Here is a 26,061-nt window from a genome sequence, read left to right as displayed (position 1 = left end):
ACCAAACCATTAACTCCAGCTTATCAGAAGTGATAAGTCACGCCCAGGGTCGAGTACACGCCGCGCTTATACTCGGCGAAGGCCTTCCCATTCTCGGTGCCGTTGATGGCGCCGTTGCGGTCGAAATCGTAGTATTGCCGCACGGCCTGGTTGAGCAGGTTCTGCACGCCGGCCCGCACTTCCACGTGCTGGCCCAGGCCCTTGGTCACGGCCAGGTCCACGATGTGGCGCGGCAGCTCGATGATGGACGGGTTCTGGAACAGGTCGCCCACGAAGGTGATGCGCGGCCCGATGACGTTGTACTGCGCCGACACCTGCCATTTCGCATCGGTGTCCTGGTAGAACACGCCCAGGTTCACCACGTAGGGCGACTGGCCTTGCAGCGGCCGGGCGGGCAGGGCAAACTTCTTGTTCTGGGCCAGCGTGGTATCCAGCTCTACCCGGCTGCGGATGAGCGAGGCATTGGCTACCAGCGAAATACGCTGCAGGAACTTGCTTTCCGTGAGGCCCACGAAGGACTTGCGCACTTCCAGTTCTGCCCCTACATCGTAGGCTTTCTTGGCATTCTGGTAGCTCAGGTACAGGCCCGTGCCCGACACCGAGGACGTCGTCTGCTCAATGGCATTGTCGAAGTGCTTGTAGAACACGCCCACCGAAATCAGCTCCGAGCGGGTGGGGTAGAACTCGTAGCGCAGGTCGGCGTTGTAGATTTTGGCCGTCACCAGGTTCCGGTTGCCGGTCACGAACAGGTTGTTGTTCACGTCATAGTACGTGTACTCGGCCACTTCCCGGAACTCGGGCCGGTTCACCGACACGCTGCCGCCGGCCCGCAGCAGGCTGCGGTCGTTGAAGTTGTACGTGGCGTTGAACGAGGGCAGCACGAAGGTGCGCTCTTCCAGGTATGGCTCCACCGTCGCATCGCCCGATTCCAGACGCTTGCGGTTGTACTCCACGCGCACGCCGCCCGAGAGGTTAAACTTGTCGGAGAATGGAATTACGGTGCCCACGTAGCCGGCCGCCAGGCGGTTGGTGCCGGTGTAGCGGTCCAGCGGGCTGGTGGCTTCGCGCAGGGTCAGGCCGGTGGTGGGGTCCAGGTTGGCCGGGCTGAAGATGGTGCTCAGCGGCTGCTGCCGGATGCTGTTGTCGAACGTGGCATTGCGGGCGGGCACGTAGTTGAAGAAGCGGCTGTCGTAGTCGCGGCTCTTCTCTTCGGCATAAAAGCCGGCGCGCAGCTTGATTTGGTTGGCGCTCAGCGTGTCGCGGTGGTTGCTGAGGCGGCGCTCCACCTGGCCGCTGGCCATGTAGGTGTTTTCCTTCAGGTTGGAGAAGAAGCGCGAGTCGGCATTCACCACCCCCGAGTTGAGCACCACCTGGTAGGGGGCCGGGTTGGCATCGCCCAGCTGGTTGCGCACCAGCGTGCGCTGCTGCTGGTTGAGGCGGTAGTCGGGCTCGTTGCGGCTCACGTAGTTGTAGCCGGTGGCCCAGGTCACGGCCGTGCGGCCGTCCTTGCCCAGCTCGTGCGAGCCGCCCAGCTGCCCCGAGTAGATGCTGCGGCTCTGGTAGTGCAGCACGTAGTCGTTGCGCTCCAGCTCGTTGTCGATGTCCACCAGGTGGCGATTCACCACTTCATCGGTGCCGTACTGGTTGAAGAAGTTGCGGAACTCGATGCGGTGGCGGTCGTTGAGGCGCACCTGGTAGTTGTGAATCACGCCCAGCCGCACCGCCGACAGGCTGCGCGTGTCGGTGTAGTCCTGCACCAGCGAGGGCTCCGAGCGCAGCTCGGGCGCTTTCTTGTCCTCGCTCTTGTAGTCGTAGTTGTAGCGCTGGCGCTTCGAGTCGTACTGCTCCTGGGTGTTGGAATAGGAGATGGACGTGACGTTGCTCACGTAAACTTTGCCAATCTCAAACTTGCGGTTCAGGCCCAGCGACAGGCGCAGGTCGGGCCGCGACGTCACCACGCGCGGCAAGAATTCGTTGCGGTACTCGCTGCTCTGGCGCAGGTTGGTCAGGTTCTGGCCGGTCAGCGACTCGTTGCGGCTCAGGCCGGCCAGCTGGCCCGGCAGGGCGCGCTGGCCGTTGTCGAAGCCCAGGAAATCCGTCGAGCTGTGGTCCGACTGCAGAAACCCGCCCTGAAAGGTATTGGTCGAGCGGTTCCAGCCCGAAATGGTGAAGCTCGTGCTGTTTTCCAGCACCGAGTTCTTGGTGTACACCTTCACCACGCCGCCGCCAAACTCGCCCGGCAGCTCCGGCGCGCCGCTCTTGAAAATCAGCACCCGGTCAATCACCGAGCTCGGCAGAATATCGAACGAAAACGAGCGGGTATCCACCTCGGCGCTCGGCGTGAGGGCGTCGTTCAGCAGCACCGTGTTGTAGCGCTCGGCCAGCCCGCGAATCACAATAAAGTTGTTGTTCTGCACCGTCACGCCCGGAATACGCTTCACCACTTCGGCCGCGTCGCGGTCCAAGGTCTTCACAATCTGGTCGTTGCTCATGCCGCTCACCACCACCTCGCTCCGCTTCAGGTCCTGAATCAGGGCTACTTCGGTGCCGGTCTGCTTCACGCCGGTCACGGTCACTTCGGTCAGGCTGGTGGCGCTTTCCTCCATCACGCCGTTCAGCGTGGTGGTCTGGCCACTTTTGATGATGATGCCGGGAAAAGTGAGCGGCTTGTAGCCCACGTAGGTCACCGTGATGTTGTAGGTGCCGGCATCCAGCGGCAATTCGTAGCTGCCGTCCACATTCACCGGGGCCGCCTGGGTGGTACCGGTCACCAGCACCGTGGCACCGATTACGCCCTCACTGGTCTTTTTATCGGTCACCTTCCCGGCCAGCTTTCCCTGCTGCCCGAAGGCCAACCCATTCATCCAGAGACATAAAAATCCTAGTAGCCAGTACCGCATATATTCCATGTTGGTTTGATGAAGCAAAGCTACCGGGGGCCTGTTACGACAACATAGCCAGCGCATTACTCAATTGTTACGCTGCTGTTTTTTGCTTTTTTGCGTGGAATAAGCGGCTACTTTTGCGGCCTTTTTGCCGTTTGCACCCATTCCGAAACGAGCCCGCCCGTGGCCCCGCGCGCGTCCGTCTGCCCGCGTACCCTTATGCTTCCGGCGGCATGACGACCTTTACAGTTCAGCAACCAGCCCCGCTCCTCCCCTATGCTCATTTCCATGACCGGCTACGGCCAAGCCCACCGCGAAACCGACACCTACACCGCCACCGTCGAGCTGCGCTCCGTCAACTCCAAAACCCTGGACCTGACCCTGCGCCTGCCGCGCTTCCTCATGCCCCACGAGCTGGAAATCCGCAACGCCGTGGCCAAAGCCCTGCTGCGCGGCAAAGTCAACCTCAACCTCGATTTCACGCGCCCAGCCGCCACCCGCACCGCCGCCACGCTCAACAAAGACGCCCTCATCGCGGCCTTTCACGAGCTGCAGGCCGTGGCCCAAACCCTGGGCCTGCCCACCGGCGAAGACACCCTGCTGGCGGCCCTGCGCCTGCCCGGCGTCATCCCCACCGCCTCCGAAGTGCGCGATGCCGAGCCCGCCGCCGAGGAAATTGCCTGGCCCGAGCTTCAGCCCCTGCTCACCGAGGCCTTGGCCGCCATCCAGCAGTTCCGGCAGGACGAAGGCAGCACGCTGAGCACCGAGATTCTGGGCTACGTGGCCACCATCCGCCAGCAGCTGGCGGCCGTGGAGGAGCGCGACCCCGCCCGCATCGAGCACGTGCGCCAGCGCCTGGCTGGCCACCTGGCCGAGCTTACCAGCCACGAGCACTTCAACGAAACCCGCTTCGAGCAGGAAGTGCTCTACTACATCGAGAAGCTCGACATTGCCGAGGAGAAAGTGCGCCTGGCCGCCCACCTGGCCTACTTTGAGCAGGCCGTGCACCAGCCCGACGAGGCCGTGGGCAAGAAGCTGGGCTTCCTGGCCCAGGAAATCGGCCGCGAAATCAACACCATCGGCTCCAAAGCCAACGATGCTGCCGTACAACATTTGGTGGTAGGCATGAAAGAAGAGCTGGAAAAGATAAAAGAGCAGTTAAATAATATTTTGTAGGCTCTATCTTATTCCCCCCTTGCGGCAGGCTGCGTAGCCTGTCCCGTCGTTCGCCCAGAAAAACCCTCAGTTGACCGACACAATCACGCAAAAATTGGACTTTTATAATATATTTTTCAATTCAAAAATGTTGCAAACGCTATTTGGCCGCAGATTTGACAATGAAATAACCGGAGCGCCAAAAGCCCATCAATTGCCCGAAAGTGAAGCATTTATTGGCTAACCGGCCGTCTGTTTTTCATCGATTTCAAAAATTATGGCCATATTTGTGGCAGCAAAGTTGGATATTTGATTATTGTATCTAACTTGGGTTCCCAAATAGCGTTTAAGTTACCTCACCTCTTATCCTCATTAGCATGAAATCTACATTTTTACTCTGTATTCTGGGGCTGTTGCTAATGGCTGCGCGCCCTGCATCCGAAATTGAGCTGGTAAAGAAGCGTGTGTTGAGCGAGCGGGTTGAAATCCTGATTCCCAAAGGTTTCGAGGTGATGACCGAGCAGCAGATGGACTTTGCCTACGCCAAGGCCCAGAGCCGCCCGAGCGTAATTTTCACCAACAACAACCTCATCAGTCTCGCCTTCAACTACAGCGACAACGAAGCCGACCAGGACATGGTGGACATCTACGCCGCCTCGTTTGGCAAGACCTACCACAAGCAGTACAAAGACGCCACCTGGTTTGGCGATGGCGTGAAAAACATCAACAACCGCAAAGTGGGCTACCTCGAATTCATGAAGCCCGAGATGGGCCACGAGGTGTACACCCTGGTTTTCTTCACCGACGTGGAAGGCAAACTCATGATTTGCACCTTCAACTGCGCCGACCGGCAGAAGCCCGAATGGGAGCCCATCGCCAAGCAAATCATGCTTTCGCTGAAAGCCAAAGGGTAAGATATCTGCAAACGAGTGCTACCGGGTCGGTGGTTGAACGAAGGTTCGGCCACCGACTATTTTTTTGGGGCCGGGGCCGCGCCTTCCTGGTTCAGAAAATCGCGCACCAGCCCGAATGCCCCGGCAAAGCCGGCCAGCGACAGCGCGGCGGGCTTATCGTTCACATCGTGGTAGGCGGTGCTGCCGCCGCGCGTGTAGAGGAAAAAAGCGGGTACCCCGGCTTCGGAAAAGGGGTAGTGGTCGGAGTTGGCGGCGCGGCCCCGGGCGCCCAGCGCGGGCAGGTAGTGGCGTGCGTCGTTGAGGGCCACGAGGCGCTTGTATGGTGCTTCGAAGACTTTGCCGTTGACCACGGTGGCGCCCTGCTCGCCGGTGCCCAGCAGGTCGAGGTTGACGAGGAACCTGATGCTTTTGAGCGGCACCAGCGGGTGCGCCACGAAGTATTGGGAGCCAACCAGGCCGGCTTCTTCGGCCCCGAAGAGCAGGAACACGACGGAGCAAGCGGGGCGGTTTTCGGGGCGGGCGTAGTGGGCGGCCAGTTCCAGGAGCAGGGCCACGCCGCTGGCGTTGTCGTTGGCACCGGGGAAGTACACGTCCTTGCCCATCATGCCCAGGTGGTCGTAGTGGGCCGATACGACGAGGAAGGAATCGGGCCGGGCGGTGCCGCGAATAACGGCGGCGAGGTTCTGGGTCTGGTAGTTGCGCTGGAAATCCGCATCGATTTTTATTCCGACCGACCAAGCGGCGGCGCTGGGCTTGTTGAGCTCTACCGGTTGCAACAAGGGGTGCGGCAAGGCTTCAACCCGAATAATGGAGCCCGGCGTGGAAGCCAGGGAGGCGGTGAGCTTGGGCACCACGCTGATGATGGCGGCCGCCGAATCGAGCCGGCTGCGGAGCCGGGCGGGCAGGTGCGCGGGTTGCTGCACATAGCGGTCGAGCAACGCCACGCACCACGGCGGTTGGCGGGTAAAGTCCAGAAAGTAGGCCAGCCGGGCAGGCGTAGCTACCGTCGCGCTGTCCAGATAGCACATGATGCTGTAGATAGGCAGGCTCCCTCCGGCCGAATTGGGAGCAGCAATAAAATCCTGGCCCGCCCGCAGCCGGCTACGGTGACCAAACTGTGGCACCCGACTGCTACTAAGGGCCATTTCCATCTGTCCCGGAAACGTATTCACATCCAGCGTAAATGGCTGCGTGTAATTAGGCGCCAGCGGCTCCAGGTTCAATTCCCGCAACCTACCGCGCAGGTATTCGGCCGCTATGTGCTCGCCTTGCTGCACGTAGCCACGCCCGTGCATTTGCGGCGAGGCCAGCGTTTCGATGGTTTGGCGGGCGCGGGGAATATCCTGCGCCTGCGCGGCCCCGGCGGCCAGCAGCAGCCCGGCAGCTACTGCCAGTGGCTGCCGCTTCCGGCCCCACCGTTGTGCCCACACAGCAGCCAGGCCCACCGCCAAACCAGCGCCAATGCTGTCGCTTATCAGGTCCGACCATTCGCCGTGGCGGCCCAGTTTCATCGTCATTTGCAGCACTTCGATGAGGGCCCCGAACAGCACGCTGCCCACCAGCACGGCCGCGCCGGCGTGGCGGGCCAGCCAGGGCCAGCGGTGCTGTCGGTGCAGCGAAAACCAGCTCAGGCCCGCCAGCACGAAAAACACGCCCGCGTGGGCCGCTGTGTCGAACGACAGCAGCTCCCACACGGGCGTGCGCGGCATTTCATCAGATGGGGTGAGCGTGAGCACCAGCACCACCACGGCCCAGCCAATGGGCAGGGCGGCGTAGGAACGGCGGGCAGGCGGCGCGGAGTTGGGCAAGGCAGTCGTCATTACAACGCCCAAACTAAGCCCAAAACCGCGTTTGCTAAGCGCCCACCAGCTCGCCGTAGGTTTCGGCCGACAGCAGGCCTTCCAGCTCTTCGGGCTTGGCGATGGAGATTTTGATTATCCAGCCGTCGCCGTAGGGGTCGGAGTTGACGGTTTCGGGGGCGTCGGCCAGCTTCTCGTTCACTTCGAGCACGGTGCCGGTGATGGGGCTGAACAGGTCCGAAACCGTTTTCACGGCTTCCACGGTGCCAAACACGTCGTGCTGGGCCACGTCTTTGTCGAGGGTGTCGATGTCAACGTACACGATGTCGCCCAGCTCTTTCTGAGCGTGGTCGGTGATGCCGACGTAGGCAACGTCGCCTTCGACGCGAATCCATTCGTGGTCCTTGGTGTAGTGCAGGGTGGCGGGCAGGTTCATCTGGTCAGTGGGTGAATGGGTGAATGGGTGAATGAGCGAATGACTCATTCGGCTACCAAAAGTAGGCAAACCTTGCTCAATGGAGGAATGAGTGAATGGAGGAATGGGCGAATAATTTCGGCATCCATTTACCCATTCATCCGCTCACTACTGCGTCAGGCTGTAGCGCAGCTGAATACCGCCTTCGGTGGTGGAGTTGCGGAAGGCGTTGCTGATGCGCGGCGTGGTGATGGTCTGGCTGTAGTAGAACTGCAGGTTGAGGCGGGTATTGAGCAGGTAATCGATGGTGGGGCGCAGCTGGAAGGTTTTCGAGCCGTTGGTGATGGTGCCCTGGGCGCGGCCCACGGATGCCGGCAGGCCCTGCGGGTTGCCGGGGTCGGCCACATCGATGATGCTGCGCTGAATGGTGATGTTGTCGCGGATGCTCAGGTCGAGGCGGGCGGTGAGGTTGTTCTTAAGCACGCGCTGCTCGCCGCCCACGCGGAAGGGCAGCTTCAGGCTGTTGGTGGCGTAGCCGAAGCCCACGATGATTTCGTTGGTGTAGAGCTCGGTTACCTGGGCGTTGGTGGTGTTCAGGGCGAGGTCGCGGCTGGTGCGGTACTCCAAGCGGCCGGTGGCCCGGCTCACGGTCTGGAAGTTCACGCCGATGAGCGGGGCCAGACGCTCCGAGATGCTTACCTGCCCCACCACGTAGTAGGGCGCAAACTGCCCTACGCTGTTTTTGAGGTTGGCAAAGTCATCATCGGCGTTGAAGTTCGACTGATAATCGGTAGAAGTAGCGTAGCTGCCCACGCTGTAGATGGATGTATAGGCGTGGTTGAGCGTGAACGACGAGAAGTATTTTTTCACCAAGGGCAGGTCGGCCAACCCGTTGTAGTCCACCCGCCAGTTGGGCAGCGGTATCATGGAGAAGGGGTTGAACGGCTTGGCCTCGTAGCCATCGGAAGAGCGGCCGTGGTAGGCATCCACGAAGCTCTGAATCAGGACTTCCTGCGAGTTGTAGCCGTAGCTGCCCGACTTGTCGGGGTTGGCATCGGTCAGCTTTTTGCGCACGATGGGCCGGTTGCGCACAAAGCGCGTGAAGGCTTTCGACGTTTCGCCGTTGGCCCCCAGGTCGCCAAACAGGGTCTGGATGGTGATGGTCGAAACCTGGAACGAGCCCGTGCCGAACAGCGGGTGCGGGGCCAGGGTGGTGAGGCCCGTGATGGGGTCGCGCACCGGCACCAGGGTGGTATCATTCACCAGGTTGCGGTAGTACACCTCGCGGTTGCGGGCCAGCTGCTGGCGGGCATCCACCTGAATGTTGAAGCCGCGGAAGGGCTCCAGCGCGGTGCGCAGCGTGATGGTCTGGGTCAGCAGCGAGCTGAGGGGCGTGTTGAGGTACTGGCTTTCGGGGGTGTACCAGCCGTTGCGGCTGGCGGTGTTGTAGAGGTCGTCGAGGCTGCCGGGCTGCTGGCCGATGATGAAGGGCAGGCCGGGAGCCGTGAAGCCGTGGTCGAAGCCGAACAGGTTGGTTTTGGGCAGGTAGCCGGGCAGCAGCGTGCCGTTGGCCCGCACGTAGGTGAAGTTGATGGAGCGGGCCGTCATCAGCGAGCGCAGCACGGCTTTCACGAAGCGGTATTTCTCCTTCGTGGTGTCGGGCTGGGCGGTGGCGGGGCGGGCCTGCGTGTCGCCGGGCCGCATCAGCTCGGCCGTGCGCGAGGTCCGGGTTTTGGGCGTGGGCGGCGGCGCGTTGTTGATGATGTTCAGGAACTTCACCTTGTTGTAGAGCTTCACCAGGTCAATCTTGCCGTTGGCGCTGAGCTCGGCGTTGTTCTGAATGGTGTTGCCCAGGTTCACGCGGTAGGTGGTGGTATCGGTGGCGCTGGTGGGGTTCACGAGGGCGCGCTGGCCCAGCGAGGCGGCCTGCCAGTTGTAGGTGGCCGAGTAGCGGGTGTCGGCGCTCAGCCAGTCGGTGAGCGGGAACTTGTCGAGCGGCAGCCGGTAGGTGAGGGCCGCCACTTGGTTGAAGTTGACGGTGCGGCCGCCGCGAAGCAGGTTTTTCTGCAGCTGGCTGCGGTTGTCGATGGCGGTCTGGCTCTCGCCGATGGTGCGGCCCGGGCCTTCGTCCACCACGCCCCGGTTGTTGGCGGTGTAGTCGAAAATCAGGCTCTTGGTCAGGTCCCACTTCAGGTCGTAGATGCGGCTCACGTAGAACGACTTCTGAATGATGGCATCGCCGGCCAGCACCGGCAGCGTGCCCGGCTCCAGCACCCGCTGCAGAAACCGCTCGTTGTAACGCCGGTCAATGTCGGTGCGGAACGAGAAGCGCGAGGGCAGCGGCGTGAAGTTGATGGCCTGGAAAATCTTGAGGTAAGGATTGTCGAGGGCCTTTATCGAGGCCAGCGGGGTGTAGTTCTTGGGCGTGGTCTGGTACACGTAGGCCACAGCGGCGGTGTACGACTTGGTGTAGTCGCGGTCGGTCCGGATGTCGGAGTGCAGCCGGTCGGTGATGGAGTAGCTCAGGGCCACGTTCTCGATGTCCCAGGGCTTGGGCTTCACGGCGGGCGCGCCGGGCTTGGGCTGGCCGCGCTCCTTGCGCACGTTCAGCACCGAGATGCTGCGGCTGGTGGTCTGGTCGATGACCAGCTTGCGGTAGGCCGCCTGGGCCGCCGCGTTCTCGCTATCCGTGCCCTTATTGAACTTCAGCAGGCTTTGGTCGAGCTTGGTGTCGGGGTCGAGGGGGTCGTAAAGGGGCGAGCGGCTTTCGCGGCCCACCTGCAGCAGCACCGGCACGCGCAGGTTGAGCTGGGGCGGCAGGAATTTCTCCACCGCTACCGTGGTGTTCAGGTCGCCCCGGAACACGTTGTCAATCGAGCGCTGCTGCACCTTATCCTGCAAGCCGCCGAAGCCCACGCTGGTGAAGCTGCCGGTGGCCGTCACGTTGGCCACGTCGGCCAGCTTCACGTTGAGGCGGGCGGTGGCCGCGTAGCCGGCCTGCTGCTCAAAGTCGAACACCCGGAACTCATCGGCCCACAGGTTCACGGTTTTGGGCGAAGTGGTGGGGTCGAGGCCGCCCACCGGGTTCAGAATGCCCAGCATCACGCCCTGCACGGCCGAGAAGTCGGGGTTGCCCAGCACGGTAATGGTCGCGCCATTGGCCAGCACCACCGAGAAAGGAGCCGTCAGCGAAGCCCCGGCCTGGTTGCGCTTGGCCTTGGCATCGATGAAGTCCTGGAAGGCCACGTCAATCTGGTTGGCCACCGGCCATACCTGCTCCGGGGCCGACTGCCCGTCCCGGGTCAGGGCCAGCGGCAGCGAATACTGGTAGAAGTTCTGGGTGTAGTCGGTGCCGATGCGGATGAAGGCTTCCACCTCGCCGTCGCGCATGTTGGTATCCTCCGTGTCGCCGTGCAGGTACATGCGCAGGCGCTTGTAGCGCAGCATGTTGATGGTAATGTTTTTGTAGGCGGCTTTGGCGTAGCCGTCGCGCAGGTTCACCACGGCCAGGCGCAGGCTTTGCTCGTTTTGCAGGCGCGAGGTGCTGCTGCTGCCATACTCCTTATCGCGCAGAATGCCGGGCGGCGACACGTAGGGGATTTTGTTGCCCGTGCCGCTGGAAGTTGTCACGCCGTTTTCCTCAATGCTCACCGTCGAGATGTTGAACGCATCGGCATCGGTCGGGAGCGGGGGCGGCAGCGTGGCTCCCTGGCGGGCATCCACAATCGGGTACAGGAAGCGGCGCCACTGGTTGGCCACAAACTGCGGCTGCACCATGCGCAGCACCACGGGCTGGCTCCAGCCGGTCATGTACATGCGCAGGAAGCGAATGTTCTTGAAGCCGAAGTCCCGGCCGCCGTTGCCCTCCACCCGCATGTACTCCCGCACCGGAATCCGGAACAGGTACCAGTTCACCGCGTCGCCGTTGATGGGCGGCGTGGTCACCTTGTCGATGATGTAGCGGGAGGCGGAATTGCCAATGTCGAGGTTGCCGGGCCGCAGCGTCATCCGGTACTCGTAGTACTGCTCCACGTCCTGCACCACGTTGTCGCGGTTCAGGTCTTCCTTATCCGGAAAGGCGGTGGAGCTGAGCTGGCTGTTCTCGGGCGAGTTGCCTTCGTAGCCGTTGTAGTCCTTATAGCGGCCCAGCAGCTTGGTGTTGCTCTGGTCGTAGCTGGCGTCGAGGTGGTGGCGGAAGTTATCGGCCGAGGGGTCGGGCAGGGCACTGAACTGCGCTCCGTAACTGGCCGCATTGGCCCGCTCGTTGTCGTCGCTCAAGCCGTCGAGGCCGACGTCTTGAGCCGTGCGGGCACCGGGCGCGGCATTGAAGGCATCGGTCAGGAACTGCTGCTTCGTGACCCGGCCCCATACCGTTGGGTTGCTGTTATCGGCAATGTCCTGCGGGTCGGTGGTAGTGGGCAGGCCGTTTTCGAACTCGTGCTGGTTCTGGTCTTTCAGCGCATCCTCGCTCACGTTGCCGAGGTTGATAATCAGGTCGCCGCCCGTTGTGTTAGAAACCGGGGTGGGGTTGGCCGGGTCCAGCACCACGCCGTTGGGCGAGTTGATGAACGGGTCCATCAGCCAGAACTCCAGATATTCGATGTTGGCGTTGTCGAAGTCGGTATCGAAGGTGATGGCCCGGCTCACGCCACCAAACTTGCCCTGCAGGCCCGCGTTGGTTGCCTCAGAACCAGTAAAGGTCTTCCCGTCCGAACCAATGCTGGGGTTGTAGTTGTATGGCCCGCGCTCCTTCGGATAGTAGGCCATGTCGAACGTGTACTCGTAGCCGTTGCCGGTCGAGCCCAGGTCTTTGTTAGGGAACACCTCGTCGCGCTTCACGCCGCGCACGTAGTGGTTCACCAGGTCGCCGGCCCCAATGTTGGCCGGAATGCTCGACCCGCCGGTGTAGTAGCTCTGGTCGATGGTGTACCAGGCCAGCTTGGCGCGCTGGTAGTTGAAGGGCAGGCCCACCGACGAGCTGCCGCCAATCGGAGCCCGCGACGAAACCGGCGTCGAGGCCAGCCGCCAGGCCGGAATGCTGGCCAGGCCGCCCAGCGTGTAGGGCGTGCGGGCATTCTCGAAGTCATCGACGTACGACACGCCGTTTTCGCCGTTGCCCAGCTGCGAGCGGCCCGGCAGCAGCTTGGCAAACTCCCCGCTGAAGGCAATGGTCGAAATCTCCTTTGTCGAGATGAAGGGCAGCATGTCGAGGTACTTGGTCAGCACGCGGCTGTCTTTCCGGATGCTGCCGTCCAGGCCCACAATGGTGTTGTTGCCCGGCTCGTCGCCAATGTTCACCCGGTTGATGCCGGGGGCCTGGTTTTCGAGCAGGTGCAGCGCCGTGGCCCCCAGGGTCACGTCGTTGTTCATCTTGTAGTCGAGGCGTACGCCCACCAGCTTGCGCGGCTGCACCTGCACCAGGGCGTTTTTCTCAAACTCCACCTTCAGCTCGTTGGCCGAGTTCAGGTAGGCCGGGTTCAGGATTTTTACCTTGGCCTGGTCGTAGAACACCTGGTAGTCCACGCCCTCCGTGAGCAGCGTCGAGCCCGAGCGCACCCGCACCGAGCCCTGCGCAATGCCAATGCCCGGCAGGCTGATTTCATCGGAGCCGGCCCCACCCTGAAAGCGCCCGCGCAGGAAAAACTTATCCTTTTCCTGCCGCTGCTGGGCATCGCTCTGGGTCTGGTTGTAGAGGTCCGAGAAAACGTACTTCTCAATCAGGTCCGTTTCCGTGGGATTAAACTGCGTTTGCAGATAAGAGCCAAACGGCTGCACGTTCGGGAAAATGACCTTGCCCAGCTCCGTATCGATGGTGACGCCGGGGAAAAAGTCGAAGTTGCCGTCCGGCAGCTTGTCGTTGTTGGAGTTCACCTTGTCGAGGTTCATCACCTCAATCAGCGGGCGGTTGGCCAACTGCGCGCCCTCTTTCAGCGAAATCAAGTCCACGCCCGTCGCGTCGTCTTTGTAAATGATTTGCAGCTGAAAGTTGTCGCGGCTGAGCTGCGAAGCATTCAGGGGATAGATGTTTTTCATCATCAAATCCCAGGTCGGCGTGTTGCGCGTCAGCAGGTTGAGGTTGCCGGGGTTTTTGGTCGGGTCGGCCACGCCCACGCCGGGGTTGCTGGCCCGCAGCATCTTCAGAAACACCACCTGGTCGGCGTTCAGCGTGCCGTAGTCGTCCGAGGTTTCGCCCACCTTGTAGGGCTTGCCGTTGAAGAGGTAGGTGTAGCTCACGCCCAGCACCTGGTCGGGCAGCAGGGCGGTGTTCAGGCTCAGATAGCCCAGCTGGGGGTTGAAGGTGTATTCGCGGGGGTCGAGCTTGCGGGCGCGCACCCGCTCATAGTCCACGTTTTTGGTCAGGCCCTGCCCTATTTGCAGGAAGTTGTCCACGCCCAGGTTGTCGCGGGCCGTGCTGCCGCCGCTCAGCAGGGTCTGGTACTCGGTGTTGGCATCGTTGCCGGCCGGCGTGCGAATGCTGGGATTGCCCACGCGGTACTTGGCCTGGTAAAGCCGCGAGGGCTCGGCCAGGTCCATCAGCGTCACCACGTTGCGCAGGTTCTCGGTGGTGCGGTTGTCGTTGGTTACGTATACCTCCAGGCGCGTGATGGTCACGCCGCTCGTGATGGTGGGCAGCGTGCGCAGGGCCTCGTCGTACCGGTCGCGGAAGTATTGGGAGAGGAAGAAGTGCCGGTCCTTCTCGTACTGGCTGGCCTTGATTTCGTATTGCCGGCTCTGCGCGCCGTTCTGCACGCGCACTTCATCGGCGGTGCCGCGCACGGTGGCGGCCACGGCCGTCACGCCCAGCCGGCCAAACTGGGTCTGCACCTTGGCCCCGAACAGGTTTTGCCCGCCCTGCACCAGCGAGTTGGTGAGCGGCAGGCTCACGTTGCCCAGGTCAATCTTCTTGATGATGTCCGTTTCCTCGCCGGCGTAGTCGAACTTCATCTGGTTATCGAAGTCGAACGCCGCCTTGGTATCGTAGTTGAACACCAGCTTCAGCTTGGTGCCGATGGCCCCCGTGAGGTTGACGTTGATGTTCTGCTCAAACAGAAAGTCGCCCACGCTTTGCTGGCGCAGGGTCAGGGCCGGGTTTTCGTTCTTGTTGAAGCGCGCCCCAAACTTGAGCGTGACCGAGCCCGCCGGGCGAATATCGACGTAGCTGCCCCCGAAAATCCGGTTGGCAATCGGACCCATGTAAATCTTCGGAATCAGGCGCTGGGCCGTGGGCGTGCCCGCCGCCGCCGTGGGGCCCGTAATGCCGCCCTTGGCTTTCTGGCGGTAGTAGTCGCCAATGGCCTGCCGGCGCTGGTACTCTTCGTACTCCTTGTAGCTCACCACGCTGGGGTCGCGGTAATCTACTTCGCTGCCTACTTTCTCCTTCACGTCAAAGTTTTTCAGGCTATCGTCAACCTGCACGCCCAGCTTTACGTTCTTAGGCAAAGGCAGCACCAGCGGCGAGTCGCGGTGCAGCTTGCCAAAGGGGCTGCCGGGCCGGTCGTGCGCCCGCACCCGGGGCCGGCGGCTCGGTTTGTAAGGGCCCAGAGTATCGGCCACCGCCCCAACGGGGCGGGGCGTATCGGCGGCCAGGGTCCGGCTGGCGCGTAGCCACAGGCGGGCTGCCCGCGAGCCGACAGCGGGTGCGGCCTGAGCCCACCACGCCAGCAACGACGCAACCACAACAACCGACGCGGGGAGTAATTTCTGTCCGGATTTCAAGCAGGATAGGTGGATAATGACGCGGCCCAACTGGCCCGCGCCCAGCACGGTATGTCAACAGGAATAGCAGGCGATTGAAACAACCCGTGCAGCAGCGCGGGCCTCAAAATTCGCGCCACGACTCAATGCGACTTCAAAGCAAATTTAATCAATTCCTCCACGCTCAGCTCCCCACCGTGCTTCTGCTGAATCTGGTCCAGCAGCTTTTCGGCGGCGGCCCGCGCAAAGCCGAGGGTCACCAGGGCCTGCAACGCTTCGGCGCGCCGCGTATTGTGCTGGCGGGCCAGCGGCACGGTATCCACGCCGGCTTTGGCCAGCAGCTCGTCTTTGCGGAGCTTGTCTTTTAGCTCCAGAATCACGCGCTGGGCCGTTTTCGGGCCCACGCCCTTGATGCTCTGGATGGCCCGCACATTCTCATTCACAATGGCGTCGCGGATTTCGCCCACGCTCATGCTGCTCACCATCACGATGCCCGTGCCCGGCCCGATGCCCGACACCGAAATCAGCTGCAGAAACAAGGCTTTCTCGCTGGGGTCGAGAAAGCCGTAGAGCGTCTGCCCGTCTTCCTTGATGTGCTGGTAGGTGTAGATTTTGGTGGCCGCGCCCTCGGCGGGCAGCTTGGAATACGTGGCCAGCGAAATCCGGACTTCGTAGCCCACGCCGAGTATATCGACAATGGCCAGCGTGGCATCTTTATAGGCAAGTTTACCGTCGAGGTAGGCAATCATAAACCGGGGAAAGGGAATCGAAAGAAGGGCTGCGGTGGCAGCATAACACCAGCGCCGGGCATTTATCTCCCAAATCTACTGGCTTTTTGGCCAAAAATGTTGGGCGAAATGAGGAAGCCGTGAAGGAATAAAAAAAGAACGTCCAACGGAGCAGCGCTCCGCCGGACGTTCTCCAATGCTGCTGTTTTTCTATCTACAGCGCCCGGCTGCCCGTCTGGGCATCCACCACCGCAATGGCGGCCATGTTCACGATGTCGCGCACGCTGGCACCCAGCTGCAGGATGTGCACCGGCTTGCGCATGCCCATCAGCACGGGCCCGATAACCTCCGTGCCGCTGATTTCCTGCAGCACCTTGTAGGCAATGTTGCCCGACTCCACGTTGGGGAAAATCAGGGTGTTGGCGCCTTTCTCGGCCAGCGGCGAAAAGTCGTAGTGCTCCTGCAGCAGCTGCGGGCTCAGGGCTACGTTGGCCTGCATCTCGCCGTCAATCAGCAGGTTGGGGAAGCGGGCTTTGGCCAGCTCGGTGGCGCGGCGGGTTTTTTCGGGCAGCGCCCCCGAGTTCGAGCCAAAGTTGGAGTAGCTGATGACGGCAATGCGCGGCTCGGCGTCGAAGAAGCGCACGGCGCGGGCCGTGAGGCCGATAATCTCGACCATTTCCTCGGCCGTGGGGTTGATGTTCACCGTGGTATCGGCAAAGAAGTACGGGCCCTTCTTGTGCTGAATGATGTACATCGACGACACGCGCTTCACCCCGTCCTCGGTGCCAATGACCTGCAGCGAGGGGATGATGCTCTTGCCGTAGTCTTTGGTAAGGCCCGTGATGCAGGCATCGGCCTCGCCGGTTTCCACCATCATGGCGGCGTAGTAGTTGCGCTCGCGCATCAGGCGGCGGCCTTCGTAGAGCGTCATGCCCCGGCGCTGGCGCTTCTGGTACAGCAGGCTGGCAAAGTGCTCACGCTTGGCGTCTTCGTTCAGGATATTAATGATTTCGCAGCCTTCCAGGTCGAGGCTGTTCTCGCGCACGATGGCCTGAATTTTCTCTTCGCGCCCCAGCAGAATGGGCACGCAAACGCCCTCGTCCTGCAGAATCTGCGCCGCCTTGAGAATCTTGTAGTTGTCGGCTTCGGCAAACACCACGCGCTTGGGGTTCGATTTGGCGGCCGACGTCATGCGGTTCATCAGCTTCTGGTTCACGCCGAGGCGGGCGCGGAGCTGGTCTTCGTAAGCCGCCCAGTCGTCGATGGGCAGGCGGGCGACGCCGCTGTCCATGGCGGCCCGGGCCACGGCCGGGCTAATGCTGGTAATCAGGCGCGGGTCGAGCGGCTTGGGAATGAGGTAGGTACGGCCAAAGGCGAGCGTGTTGTCGCCGTAGGCCTTGTTCACCATCTCGGGCACGGGCTCCTTGCTGAGCTCGGCCAGCGCGTGCACGGCGGCCAGCTTCATGGCTTCGTTGATTTCGGTGGCGCGCACGTCCAAAGCGCCCCGGAAAATGTAGGGGAAGCCCAGCACGTTGTTCACCTGGTTGGGGTGGTCGGAGCGGCCGGTGGCCATAATCAGGTCGTCGCGGGTGGCCATGGCCAGCTGGTAGCTCACCTCGGGGTCGGGGTTGGCCAGGGCGAAGACAATGGGATTGTCGGCCATGAGCAGCAGGAAGCCGGCCGGCAGCACATTGGCCGCCGAGAGGCCCAGGAATACGTCGGCCCCTTTCATGGCCTCTTCCAGCGAAGCTACTTCGCGGTCGGTGGCAAATTGCATCTGAATGGGGGCCAGGTCGGTCCGGCTGCGGTTGATGACGCCATCCTTGTCGAACACCACCACGTTTTCCTTCTTCAGCCCCAGCGCCAGGTACAGGCGCAGGCACGACACGGCCGCCGCGCCCGCGCCGCTCACCACCAGCTTCACTTCGTCAATCTTCTTGCCCACGATTTCGAGCGCGTTCAGCAGCGCGGCCGAGGTGATGATGGCCGTGCCGTGCTGGTCGTCGTGCATCAGCGGGATGTTCATCTTCTCGCGCAGCTCGGTTTCGATGCGGAAGCACTCCGGCGCCTTGATGTCCTCCAGGTTGATGCCGCCGAAGGTGGGCTCCAGCGACTTCACAATCCTGATGAACTCGTCGGGGTCGGTGGCATCAATCTCAATATCGAAGCAATCAATCCCCGCGAACTTCTTGAACAGCACGCCCTTGCCTTCCATCACCGGCTTGCTGGCCGCCGGGCCGATGTTGCCGAGGCCCAGCACCGCCGTGCCATTCGAGATAACGGCCACCAGGTTGCCCTTGGCGGTGTATTTGTACACGTCGTCGGGGTTGGCGGCAATTTCCTTGCAGGGCTCGGCCACGCCGGGCGAGTAGGCCAGGGCCAGGTCGAGCTGGGTGCTCACGGGCTTGGTGGGCACTACTTCAATCTTGCCGGCGGGCTCCAGCGAGTGGTAGTTGAGGGCGTCTTGCTTGTTTATTTTCAGCATCGGGAATTCTTCAAAATGGAAACGGCCGCGCAGGGCAGCGCGGCCGTGTAAGGCGAAATTAGCGCGAAATGCGCGGCACGCCGGATTATTATTGGCTCAGCTTCGCTTTTAGCTCTGCGGCACCAGCAGTTTCTGGCCCAGCTTCACCTCGTCGGACGTGAGGTGGTTGACTTCGCGCAGCTTCTGCACGCTCACCCCAAACCGCCGCGAGATGTTGAACAGCGTATCGCCCGGCTGCACCAGGTGCACCTGCGACGACAGTTCCCGCTTGCCTGGCACAGGGCGCGCGGTGGCGGCTGCCGCTGGGGCGGCGGCCGGCTGTTTGGCCACCGCCACCGGCGCTTGCCGCCGGGGTGCTTCCGCTTTGCCCTCGCCCGCGGCCGGCGCCCGGAACACCAGCCGCTGCCCCAGCACCACCGTTTCCGATTCCAGGTCGTTCCAGGCCACCAGCTGGGCTACCGTGAGGTTGTGTTCGCGGGCCAGCTTGGTGAGGTTGTCGCCTTTGCGCACCGTGTAAGGCCCGTTATCGGTGGGGTTGGCAGCGGCAATTGACGTTTCTTCGGCCTCTTCCGGCTCAGGCGCGGGTGCAGCCACCGGCTTCGGCTCATTGCGTTTCGCTTCGGCAAGCTGGGCCTGGGCCTGGCGGCGGGCGGCTATGCGCGCCTGGGCTTCGGCGGCGGCCTGCTGCACGGCCTGCCGCTGGCGGATGGCAATCAGGCGCGCTTCCTGCATTTTTTCCTGGCGCGCCAGCTCCTGCAGGCGGGCTACTTCGCGGGCGTTGGCGTCGGCCTGCTCCTTGCGGGCCGCAGCTTCCTCGGCCGAAACCGTGGGCCGCACCGGGCGCGGCGCGGCGGCTACCATCGGCAGGATTTCGGTGGCCGGCGCAGCTACGGGCGCACGGCGCGGCGCGGCAGCGGGCAGCGGCACGAAAATCACCAGCTGCTTGCCGGGCTTCAGGGCCCGGCCTTTGGGCAATTCGTTCCAGCGGCGCAGCTGGGCCTGGCTCACGTCGAACTGCTCGGCCAGGCTGGCCAGGGTTTCGCCGCGCTTCACCTTGTGCGGCACCCGCCGGAAGCGCGGCGCCTCCTCCTCGTTGGTGGCACGCGGGCCGGCGGTAGCGGCCAGCTGCTGCCGGTTTATCCAGGGCTCCACGCCATCGAGGCGGGGCGGCAGAAACGCCAGCGGCTGCGGCAGGGCGGCCGTGGGCTGGCAGTAGGCAAGCAGCGTGTTGCGGTCCACATCGCCCAGGTGCCCGGCGGCCGATGCCGGGTAGCGCACCACGTAGGAGCGGTAGCCGGCCGGCAGCGCGGCCCGCCGCAGCTCGGGATTATAGCGCGTGAGAAAAAGCGAGTCATCGTAGCCGCAGGCCCGGCTCAGGCGGCGCAGGTCGAAGGCGTAGCCGCGCAGGCTGAGCGTATCCAGCTGCTCGGCGTACTGGTAGCGCAGCGTGGGGGTGCGCAGGCCGTGCGCCTCGGCGTACTTCATGCTGTACATCACGGCCGTGAAGGTGGGCACGTAGTTGCGCGTTTCGGCGGGCATGTTGGGGTACATGTCCCAGAAATTCTTCTTGCCGGTGCGGCGCATCACGCGCTGCACGTTGCCCGCGCCCCAGTTGTAGGCGGCCAGCACCAGCTCCCAGTCGTGAAACACGCCGTAGAGGTAGCGCAGGTGCTTGCAGGCCGCTTCGGTGGCTTTTTCGGGGGCCATGCGCTCGTCAATCCATTCATCGCGCACCAGGTGCAGGTCGCCGGCCGTGGGGCCCATGAACTGCCAGAGGCCGGTGGCACCCACCGGCGACTTCGCCGTCGGAATCAGCGACGATTCCACCACGGCCAGGTATTTCAGGTCCGTGGGCAGGTTATACTTGGCCAGGTATTTCTCGAAAATGGGGAAGTAAAACTGCTCGCGCTCCAGCACCCGCTGCATGTAGGCCCGGTTGCGGGCCGTGAAGAGCGTCACGTAAGCCATCACCGAGTTGTTGAACTGGTGCGGCACGTCGGTTTCGATGCAGCCCACCCGGTCGCACACCAAATCGCGCAGCGTGGGCGGCGTGCGCAGCCACTCCAGCCGGGCCGAGTCGATGACGGTGGGGCCCGCCGGCACGGCCACCAGCGAGTCGGGCTGCAGCTCCAGCCGCACCCGCACGGTATCGCCCAGCAGCGCGGGCATGGTAGCCGCCGAATCCGTCGGCGATACTTGTTGGGCCTTGGTTTCAGCCGTCTGCAGCAGCAGCCAAGGCAGCGCCAGGCCCAGCCACAGGCGGCTGGTCCGGGTAGTTTTCACTTGCTTAATCCCTTGCTTCATAGCACTAAGGTAAGGCAGAGGTAAAGAAGTTGTAGAGATAAATAATTTTGCTTCTACGGAAAGTTTCGTTTACCGGCCATGCCCTGCCGGCCGGGCTTATTTTTCAGGCCCTTCCGAAACATCGGGCCAGCTCGACGCCCTTCGTAATTGAATAGGAAGGCCGTAGCCGATTACCCGGCCAGCCCAGCCGGGCCATTCTGGCCCCAGGCTTTACCTTGCGGCATGCAGCTTCTCTATCTGGTCTTCGGCAACAACATCCAAAACCACTTCCAGGCCAATTTCTCCATCCTGTCCTTCCTGCGCCAGGGCCAGGGCATTATTGTCAGCATCACAGTCATCACCGACGCGCCGGATTTCTACCGGAACCTGGCGCATCAGGTCACGGTCCAGACCATCGATGCGGCCACTTTGAAGGAATGGCAGGGCGAGTTCAACTTTTTCTGGCGGGCCAAAATCAAGGCCATGGAGCACGTAGCCCGGCAACAGCCCAACGTGCCCCTGCTCTACCTCGACACCGATACTTTTCTGCACGGCTCGCTCCCGGCATTCAGCCGCCAGCTGACGGCCGGCACCGCTTTCATGCACGAAGCCGAGGGCGCGCTGGCCCGCCTGCCCAGCAAAACCGAGCGCCGCATGTGGGAGCAGGTGCAGGGCCGCGCCTTCGGCGGCATCACCATCAGCGCGCAACACCAGATGTGGAACGCGGGCGCCATCGCCGTGCCCGCCCCGCGCAACCTTGACGCCCTTGCGCTGGCCCTGCGCATCTGCGACGATATGTGCGCCCGGCACGTTACCGACCGCCTGATTGAGCAGTTTGCCCTGTCGGTAGCCCTGGCCGAAACCTACCCCATGCAGGAGGCGAAGCCCTTCATCGGCCATTATTGGAGCACCAAAGAGGAATGGAGCGCCAGCATCGGGGCTTTTTTGCTGGAATCGCACCTCAGGCAGCGCACCGTGGCAGACGATTTGGCGGCTCTGGACAGCTTCGACTACCAGCATCTGCCCGTCAAAAAGAAGGCCCGCAACACCCGGCACCGGCTCAACAAGATGGTGGGCAGGCTCCTGCCACCCCGCCACGTGGAATTCATCGCGCCAGCCGCCAAAAAATAACCGCCGTGCCGCGAGCAAACGCTCACGGCACGGCGGCAGCAATCAATTCAGAAAAAAGAGGCTAGGCCAGCACTTCTTCGGTGAGCAGGCTGGCGAAGGCCAGCAAATCGGCCTCGCGGAAGGCCCCGGCCATCACCTGCAGGCCGATGGGCAGGCCGTTGGCATCCTCCCCTACCGGCACCGAGATGGCGGGCACGCCGGCCAACGACGCCTGTACCGTAAAAATATCGGCCAGGTACATCGAAACCGGGTCCTGCTTCTCGCCAATCTTGAAGGCCGTGGTGGGCGTAGTCGGCAGCACCAGGAAGTCGTACTGGCGCAGCAACTCGTCGGTTTTTTCCTTAATCAGGCGCCGCACGCGCTGGGCTTTCGTGTAGTACGCATCGTAGTAGCTGGCGCTGAGCACGAAGGTGCCAAGCAAAATCCGACGCTGCACTTCGGGACCGAAGCCCTGGGTCCGGCTCTTTTTGTAGAGCGACTCCAGGTCGGTGACATCGGGGGCGCGGTAGCCGTATTTCACGCCATCGAAGCGGCCCAGGTTGGAGCTGGCTTCGGCGGTGGTGAGGATGTAATAGGTCGGAATCATCACGTCGAGGTAATGAAAATCGACGGGCTCTACTACGTGGCCCTGGCCGCGCAGCAGGTCGAGCTGGGCTTCCATGGCCGCTTTGATTTCGGGATTCAGCCCCTCGCTTTCCACGGCATCGGCAATGTAGCCGATGCGGTAGTGCGGCGCGGGCGCAAGCTGCTGGCTGTAGGCGGGCACTTCGCGCTGGCTGGCGGTGCTGTCCATGCCATCGGGGCCGGCCATTACCTCCAGCAGCAAAGCAGCATCGGCCACGGAGCGGGTGATGGGCCCAATCTGGTCGAACGACGAGGCAAAGGCCACCAGCCCGTAGCGCGAGATGCGCGAATACGTCGGCTTAAAGCCAATGACGCCGCAAAAGGCGGCCGGCTGGCGCACCGAGCCGCCCGTGTCGGACCCTATCGAAGCTAGGCACATATCGGCCTGCACCGCCACCGCCGAGCCGCCCGACGACCCGCCGGGCACCCGGCTGGCATCGGCCGCATTGCGGGCCGGGCCGAAGTACGAAGACTCGTTCGAGCCGCCCATGGCAAACTCGTCGCAATTTTGCCGGCCAATGATAATGGCATCGGCATCGAGCAGGCGCTGCACGGCCGTGCCGGTGTAGAGCGACTTGAACCCGTCCAGCATCAGGCTGCTGCTTTGCAGCGAGTGCCCGGCATAAGCCAGCACGTCCTTGATGCCGATGACCATGCCAGCCAGCGGCCCGGCGGTGCCGGCGGCCAGCTTAACATCCACGGCATCGGCCTGGGCGCGGGCCTCGTCGGGCCACACTTCCAGGAAAGCGTTGAGGGTGGGGTTCTGGCGCTCGATGTTGCCCAGGTAATACTCAACGAGCTGGCGGCAGGACGTGGTGCCCGCCGTCAGCTCGCTACGAACTTCGGATAAAGACTGAAAACGCTTCAAACTATTTGCAGATTTAGGTGACCTAATCAGGGGGTTACGCGTCGGGCGAGGCCGGAATGTAGGGCTGGCGCGGCTGGGTGCCTTCGGGGGCCAGGTTCGGCGGCAGCGCGGGCGCTACAAACGGGGCATCGGCCGTGGGCGGGTGCGGCTCGGTATGCGTGGTGGTCACGGCCGCAGCGGCCGGCGTGGCCCAGGGGTCGAAGCCGGAACCGGGCTCGGTGACCGGCGCGATGGGCTGCGGCGCGGGGTAGTGGTTTTGCGGCCCGTAGTTGGGGTTGGGCTGCGAGGGGTAGTTCTGCGGGGCATTGTAGCCCGGCTGGCTGGGCTGGCCGGCCTGCTCAAACTCGCGGCGAATCTCGGTGCTGGCATCCTTGAACTCGCGGATGCCCTTGCCCAGGCCCCGGGCCAGCTCCGGAATTTTGTTAGCTCCAAAGAAAATGAGGATAACTACCATGATGAGCATAATCTCACCACCACCAAGGTCGCCCAGAAAAAGGATGAAAGGAGTTTGCATGACTTCTAAACGAATGCGTTGAAATTAAGAATAAACCGCTTAGCCCAGATTCTGATTGGGGTTGTTCGGGTTATGAGCGGCCGGGGCCGGCTGCTGGTAGCCCGGCTGGCCCGGCTGCGGGTACTGCGGTGCATAGCCCCCCTGCTGCGGGTAGCCCTGCGTCGGCTGCTGCGGATACCCTTGCTGGGGGTAGCCCTGCTGCGGGTACTGCTGGTAGGGCGGGGCGGGCTGGTCGCGGTACTCGGGCTGGCGGTCTTCGGGCTTGGTGCTGGCATCCTTGAACTCGCGCACGCCCTGGCCCATGCCCCGGAACAATTCCGGAATGCGCTTGGCTCCGAACAACAAAATGACAACAAAGAGGATGAGGAGCATTTCGGTGGTACCGAAGCTACCAATCAGGAACAGGGAATGCAGCATGAGATGAAGGGCGGTGGGCCCCAATGAGGGATGAGAAAAAAGGATATACGCAGCCAGGTGCCTTTTGGAGCATCAAAGATACCCAACAGCGCTGTTTAAGCCGGTGCAACTGGCCGCGGCCCATCGGCATTTAGCAGTTGGCGGGCAGATTGCAGGGGTTGAACGTGTGACAATTGCAGTTGAGCGGAATCCATTACATCAGATAAGGGAAGGGAATTAGCTTTGTTGACCTTTTTTCTGACCTTCCACACGTTGCGCACACTTCAGAAGCTTAGTAGCTTTTACGCATAAGCTTGTTTGCAACGCCCTGGTTCCTTTTCACTAGCAAGCCGTGAAACAATCCAAGTCCTCCACCGATGCGCCCCTGCGCCCGGTAAACGAAGCCGAGCGTTTAGAAGCGTTGTCCAGCTACCGGATACTTGATACCGACCCGGAACAGGTATTCAACGACCTGACGCAGCTTTCCGCTTTCATTTGCGGCACCCCGATGGCGTTGGTTTCTTTGATTGACGACGAGCGGCAATGGTTTAAGGCCAAAGTGGGCATGGAACCCAACGAAACCCCACGGGAGCACTCTTTTTGCCAGCACGCCATGCTCTCGACGGATGTGTATGAAGTGCCCGATGCCGCCGCCGACCCGCGCTTCGCCCACAACCCCATGGTGACCGGCGCGCCCAACATCCGCTTCTACGCCGGGGCCCCGCTGCTCTCGCCCGAGGGCCAGCCCCTGGGCACCCTCTGCACCCTCGACACCGTGCCCCGGCAGCTCAGCACCGACCAGCGCGAAGCCCTGCGGATGCTGGCCCGCCAGGTGATGGCCCACATGGAGCTGCGCCGCACCCGCCTGCAGCTGGAAGACGAGCGACAGAAGCTCGACGGCGTGCTGCGCATGGCCAACAACACCGGCGAGGCGCTATACGCCAACAGCCGCAACGAGATTTTTGTGAAGCAGGAGCAGCGCTTGGTGCGCGTGTCCACCGCCGACCTGCAATACGTGGAAGCCCTGGGCGACTACGTGAACCTGCACACCACCCGCGAGCGCCTCACGGTGTATGGCACCATGAAAGACCTGGAAACCAAGCTTCCCGGCCGCGACTTTGCCCGCATTCACCGCAAGTACATTGTGCGCCTCGACCGCATTGTGGCCATCGAGGCCGATGCGGCCCTGCTCGACGGCAACGCCGCGGTGGGCCAGTCGCGCACGCCCGTGCGGGTGCCCATCGGCAGCTCCTACAAAGCCGGCCTGCTGAGCCGCCTGACCCTGGTGTAAGGCCGCGCCGCAGCGGGCGGCGGCCGACGTTGCGCCCGACAAAGCCGACGTTCGCCGGGCCCTCGGCTCACTTCACCGAGTTGCACGGCGCAGACCCTCCCGAAAGATGCAATTTTGTTACGGTTATCGGTTGCAGCACCCCATTTTAATGGCAGTTGTTGCCGACAGCTAAGTTTGTTTTCATAGCTCAGAAAGACCCGCCCCCTTGGAGCGGGTTTTTTTTATTGCTGAAGCGGGTCAGCCATTCCGCGCTGAACGGGGAGCAGCCGCCCGGCTATTTGTGCCCCAGCCAGGACTCCGGGTTCAGGTTGGCCGAGTTGTGCCACACCTGGAACTGCACTTCCGACGTGCCCTCCGAATCGGTTGCCACCGTACCGATTACCTCGCGGGCACTCACCCGCTGGCCTTCGTGCACGTTCACGGAGCGGAGCTTGGCATACACCGTGAAGAAGTCGCCGTGCTGAATCATCACAATGGTGTTCATGCCCGCGATGTTGGTCACGGTCAGCACCTTGCCATCGAAGCAGGCCCGCACGGGCTCGCCGGCCCCGGTCTGAATGTCCACGCCCCGGTTCTCGACGGTGACGTGCTTAAGCACCGGGTGCGGGTGCCGCCCAAAGTGCTGGCTGATAAAGCCCCGCGCCACCGGCCAGGGCAGCCGCCCCCGGTTGCCGGAGAAAGACGACGAAAGCTGCGCCGTTTCGGGCGTGAGGGCAATGCGCACGGCCCGGCGGTCGGCGGCGGCTTCGGCGGCGGTTTCGGGCGCATCCATTTCGGGGTTGGCCGTGGCGTTGCCGGCGTCGGCTGCTTCTTCGGCGGCGCTGGGCTCGGGGTCGCGGCGCGGGCGGGTGGGGCCGGCTCCGCCGCCGGCGTTGCGG

The 26,061-nt window shown here is 62.6% G+C and carries 15 protein-coding genes; 4 read left to right on the top strand and 11 right to left on the bottom strand.

Annotation, left to right across the window (positions count from 1 at the left end):
- Positions 1–23: 23 nt before the first annotated feature.
- Positions 24–2,864, bottom strand: a complete 2,841-nt coding sequence (locus ACYVHT_RS18455) for a TonB-dependent receptor (RefSeq protein WP_460555368.1) — start codon at positions 2,862–2,864, stop codon at positions 24–26.
- Positions 2,865–3,161: 297 nt separating this feature from the next.
- On the opposite strand from ACYVHT_RS18455, the gene ACYVHT_RS18450 reads away from it, so the two are divergent.
- Together ACYVHT_RS18450 and ACYVHT_RS18445 are read left to right on the top strand one after the other, a co-directional pair.
- Entirely contained in the window at positions 3,162–4,061 is a 900-nt protein-coding gene (locus ACYVHT_RS18450; RefSeq protein ID WP_460555365.1) for a YicC family protein, read from the top strand.
- 398 nt (positions 4,062–4,459) lie between these two features.
- Positions 4,460–4,954, top strand: a complete 495-nt coding sequence (locus tag ACYVHT_RS18445) for a hypothetical protein (RefSeq protein ID WP_460555362.1) — start codon at positions 4,460–4,462, stop codon at positions 4,952–4,954.
- 56 nt (positions 4,955–5,010) lie between these two features.
- On the opposite strand, the gene ACYVHT_RS18440 is transcribed toward ACYVHT_RS18445, so the two are convergent.
- The 6 genes from ACYVHT_RS18440 to ACYVHT_RS18415 form a co-directional block, all read right to left on the bottom strand.
- Positions 5,011–6,774 carry a VanZ family protein gene (locus ACYVHT_RS18440; protein ID WP_460555359.1) on the bottom strand — a complete coding sequence of 588 codons (1,764 nt, stop codon included), beginning with the start codon at positions 6,772–6,774 and terminating at the stop codon, positions 5,011–5,013.
- Positions 6,775–6,808: 34 nt separating this feature from the next.
- Complete coding sequence (gene gcvH, locus ACYVHT_RS18435) at positions 6,809–7,189, bottom strand: glycine cleavage system protein GcvH (protein WP_460555438.1); 381 nt, start codon at positions 7,187–7,189, stop codon at positions 6,809–6,811.
- A 147-nt stretch (positions 7,190–7,336) separates the two neighbouring features.
- Entirely contained in the window at positions 7,337–14,884 is a 7,548-nt protein-coding gene (gene sov / locus ACYVHT_RS18430) for a T9SS outer membrane translocon Sov/SprA (RefSeq protein ID WP_460555357.1), read from the bottom strand.
- Positions 14,885–15,006: 122 nt separating this feature from the next.
- On the bottom strand, positions 15,007–15,612 hold the full coding sequence (gene ruvA, locus ACYVHT_RS18425; protein WP_460555354.1) for a Holliday junction branch migration protein RuvA: 606 nt from the start codon (positions 15,610–15,612) through the stop codon (positions 15,007–15,009).
- Positions 15,613–15,805: 193 nt separating this feature from the next.
- Positions 15,806–18,076, bottom strand: a complete 2,271-nt coding sequence (locus tag ACYVHT_RS18420) for an NADP-dependent malic enzyme (RefSeq protein ID WP_460555351.1) — start codon at positions 18,074–18,076, stop codon at positions 15,806–15,808.
- 108 nt (positions 18,077–18,184) lie between these two features.
- Positions 18,185–20,380, bottom strand: a complete 2,196-nt coding sequence (locus ACYVHT_RS18415) for a LysM peptidoglycan-binding domain-containing protein (protein ID WP_460555348.1) — start codon at positions 20,378–20,380, stop codon at positions 18,185–18,187.
- Between the two features lie 222 nt (positions 20,381–20,602).
- Here ACYVHT_RS18415 and ACYVHT_RS18410 point away from each other — a divergent pair, with 222 nt between their 5' ends.
- Positions 20,603–21,490, top strand: coding sequence for a hypothetical protein (locus ACYVHT_RS18410; RefSeq protein WP_460555345.1), 888 nt, complete (start codon positions 20,603–20,605; stop codon positions 21,488–21,490).
- Between the two features lie 61 nt (positions 21,491–21,551).
- On the opposite strand, the gene gatA is transcribed toward ACYVHT_RS18410, so the two are convergent.
- Genes gatA through ACYVHT_RS18395 form a run of 3 tightly spaced genes read right to left on the bottom strand, consistent with a single transcriptional unit; the run spans position 21,552 to position 23,913 of the window.
- Complete coding sequence (gatA, locus tag ACYVHT_RS18405) at positions 21,552–22,982, bottom strand: amidase (RefSeq protein WP_460555342.1); 1,431 nt, start codon at positions 22,980–22,982, stop codon at positions 21,552–21,554.
- 34 nt (positions 22,983–23,016) lie between these two features.
- The gene (locus ACYVHT_RS18400) at positions 23,017–23,496 is read right to left on the bottom strand and encodes a Sec-independent protein translocase subunit TatA/TatB (RefSeq protein ID WP_460555339.1); all 480 of its coding nucleotides are present in this window, start codon (positions 23,494–23,496) and stop codon (positions 23,017–23,019) included.
- Between the two features lie 39 nt (positions 23,497–23,535).
- Entirely contained in the window at positions 23,536–23,913 is a 378-nt protein-coding gene (locus ACYVHT_RS18395) for a Sec-independent protein translocase subunit TatA/TatB (RefSeq protein WP_460555336.1), read from the bottom strand.
- Between the two features lie 331 nt (positions 23,914–24,244).
- Between ACYVHT_RS18395 and ACYVHT_RS18390 the strand changes: the two genes are divergently transcribed.
- Entirely contained in the window at positions 24,245–25,183 is a 939-nt protein-coding gene (locus ACYVHT_RS18390; protein WP_460555333.1) for a GAF domain-containing DNA-binding protein, read from the top strand.
- 274 nt (positions 25,184–25,457) lie between these two features.
- Here ACYVHT_RS18390 and ACYVHT_RS18385 read toward each other — a convergent pair.
- On the bottom strand, positions 25,458–26,061 hold a 604-nt coding region (locus ACYVHT_RS18385; RefSeq protein WP_460555330.1), incomplete at its 5' end, for a murein hydrolase activator EnvC family protein.

It is taken from the genome of Hymenobacter daeguensis (genome assembly GCF_054780555.1).
The sequence above is the reverse complement of the archived record's forward strand: the minus strand, read 5'-3'. Positions and strand labels throughout refer to the sequence as shown.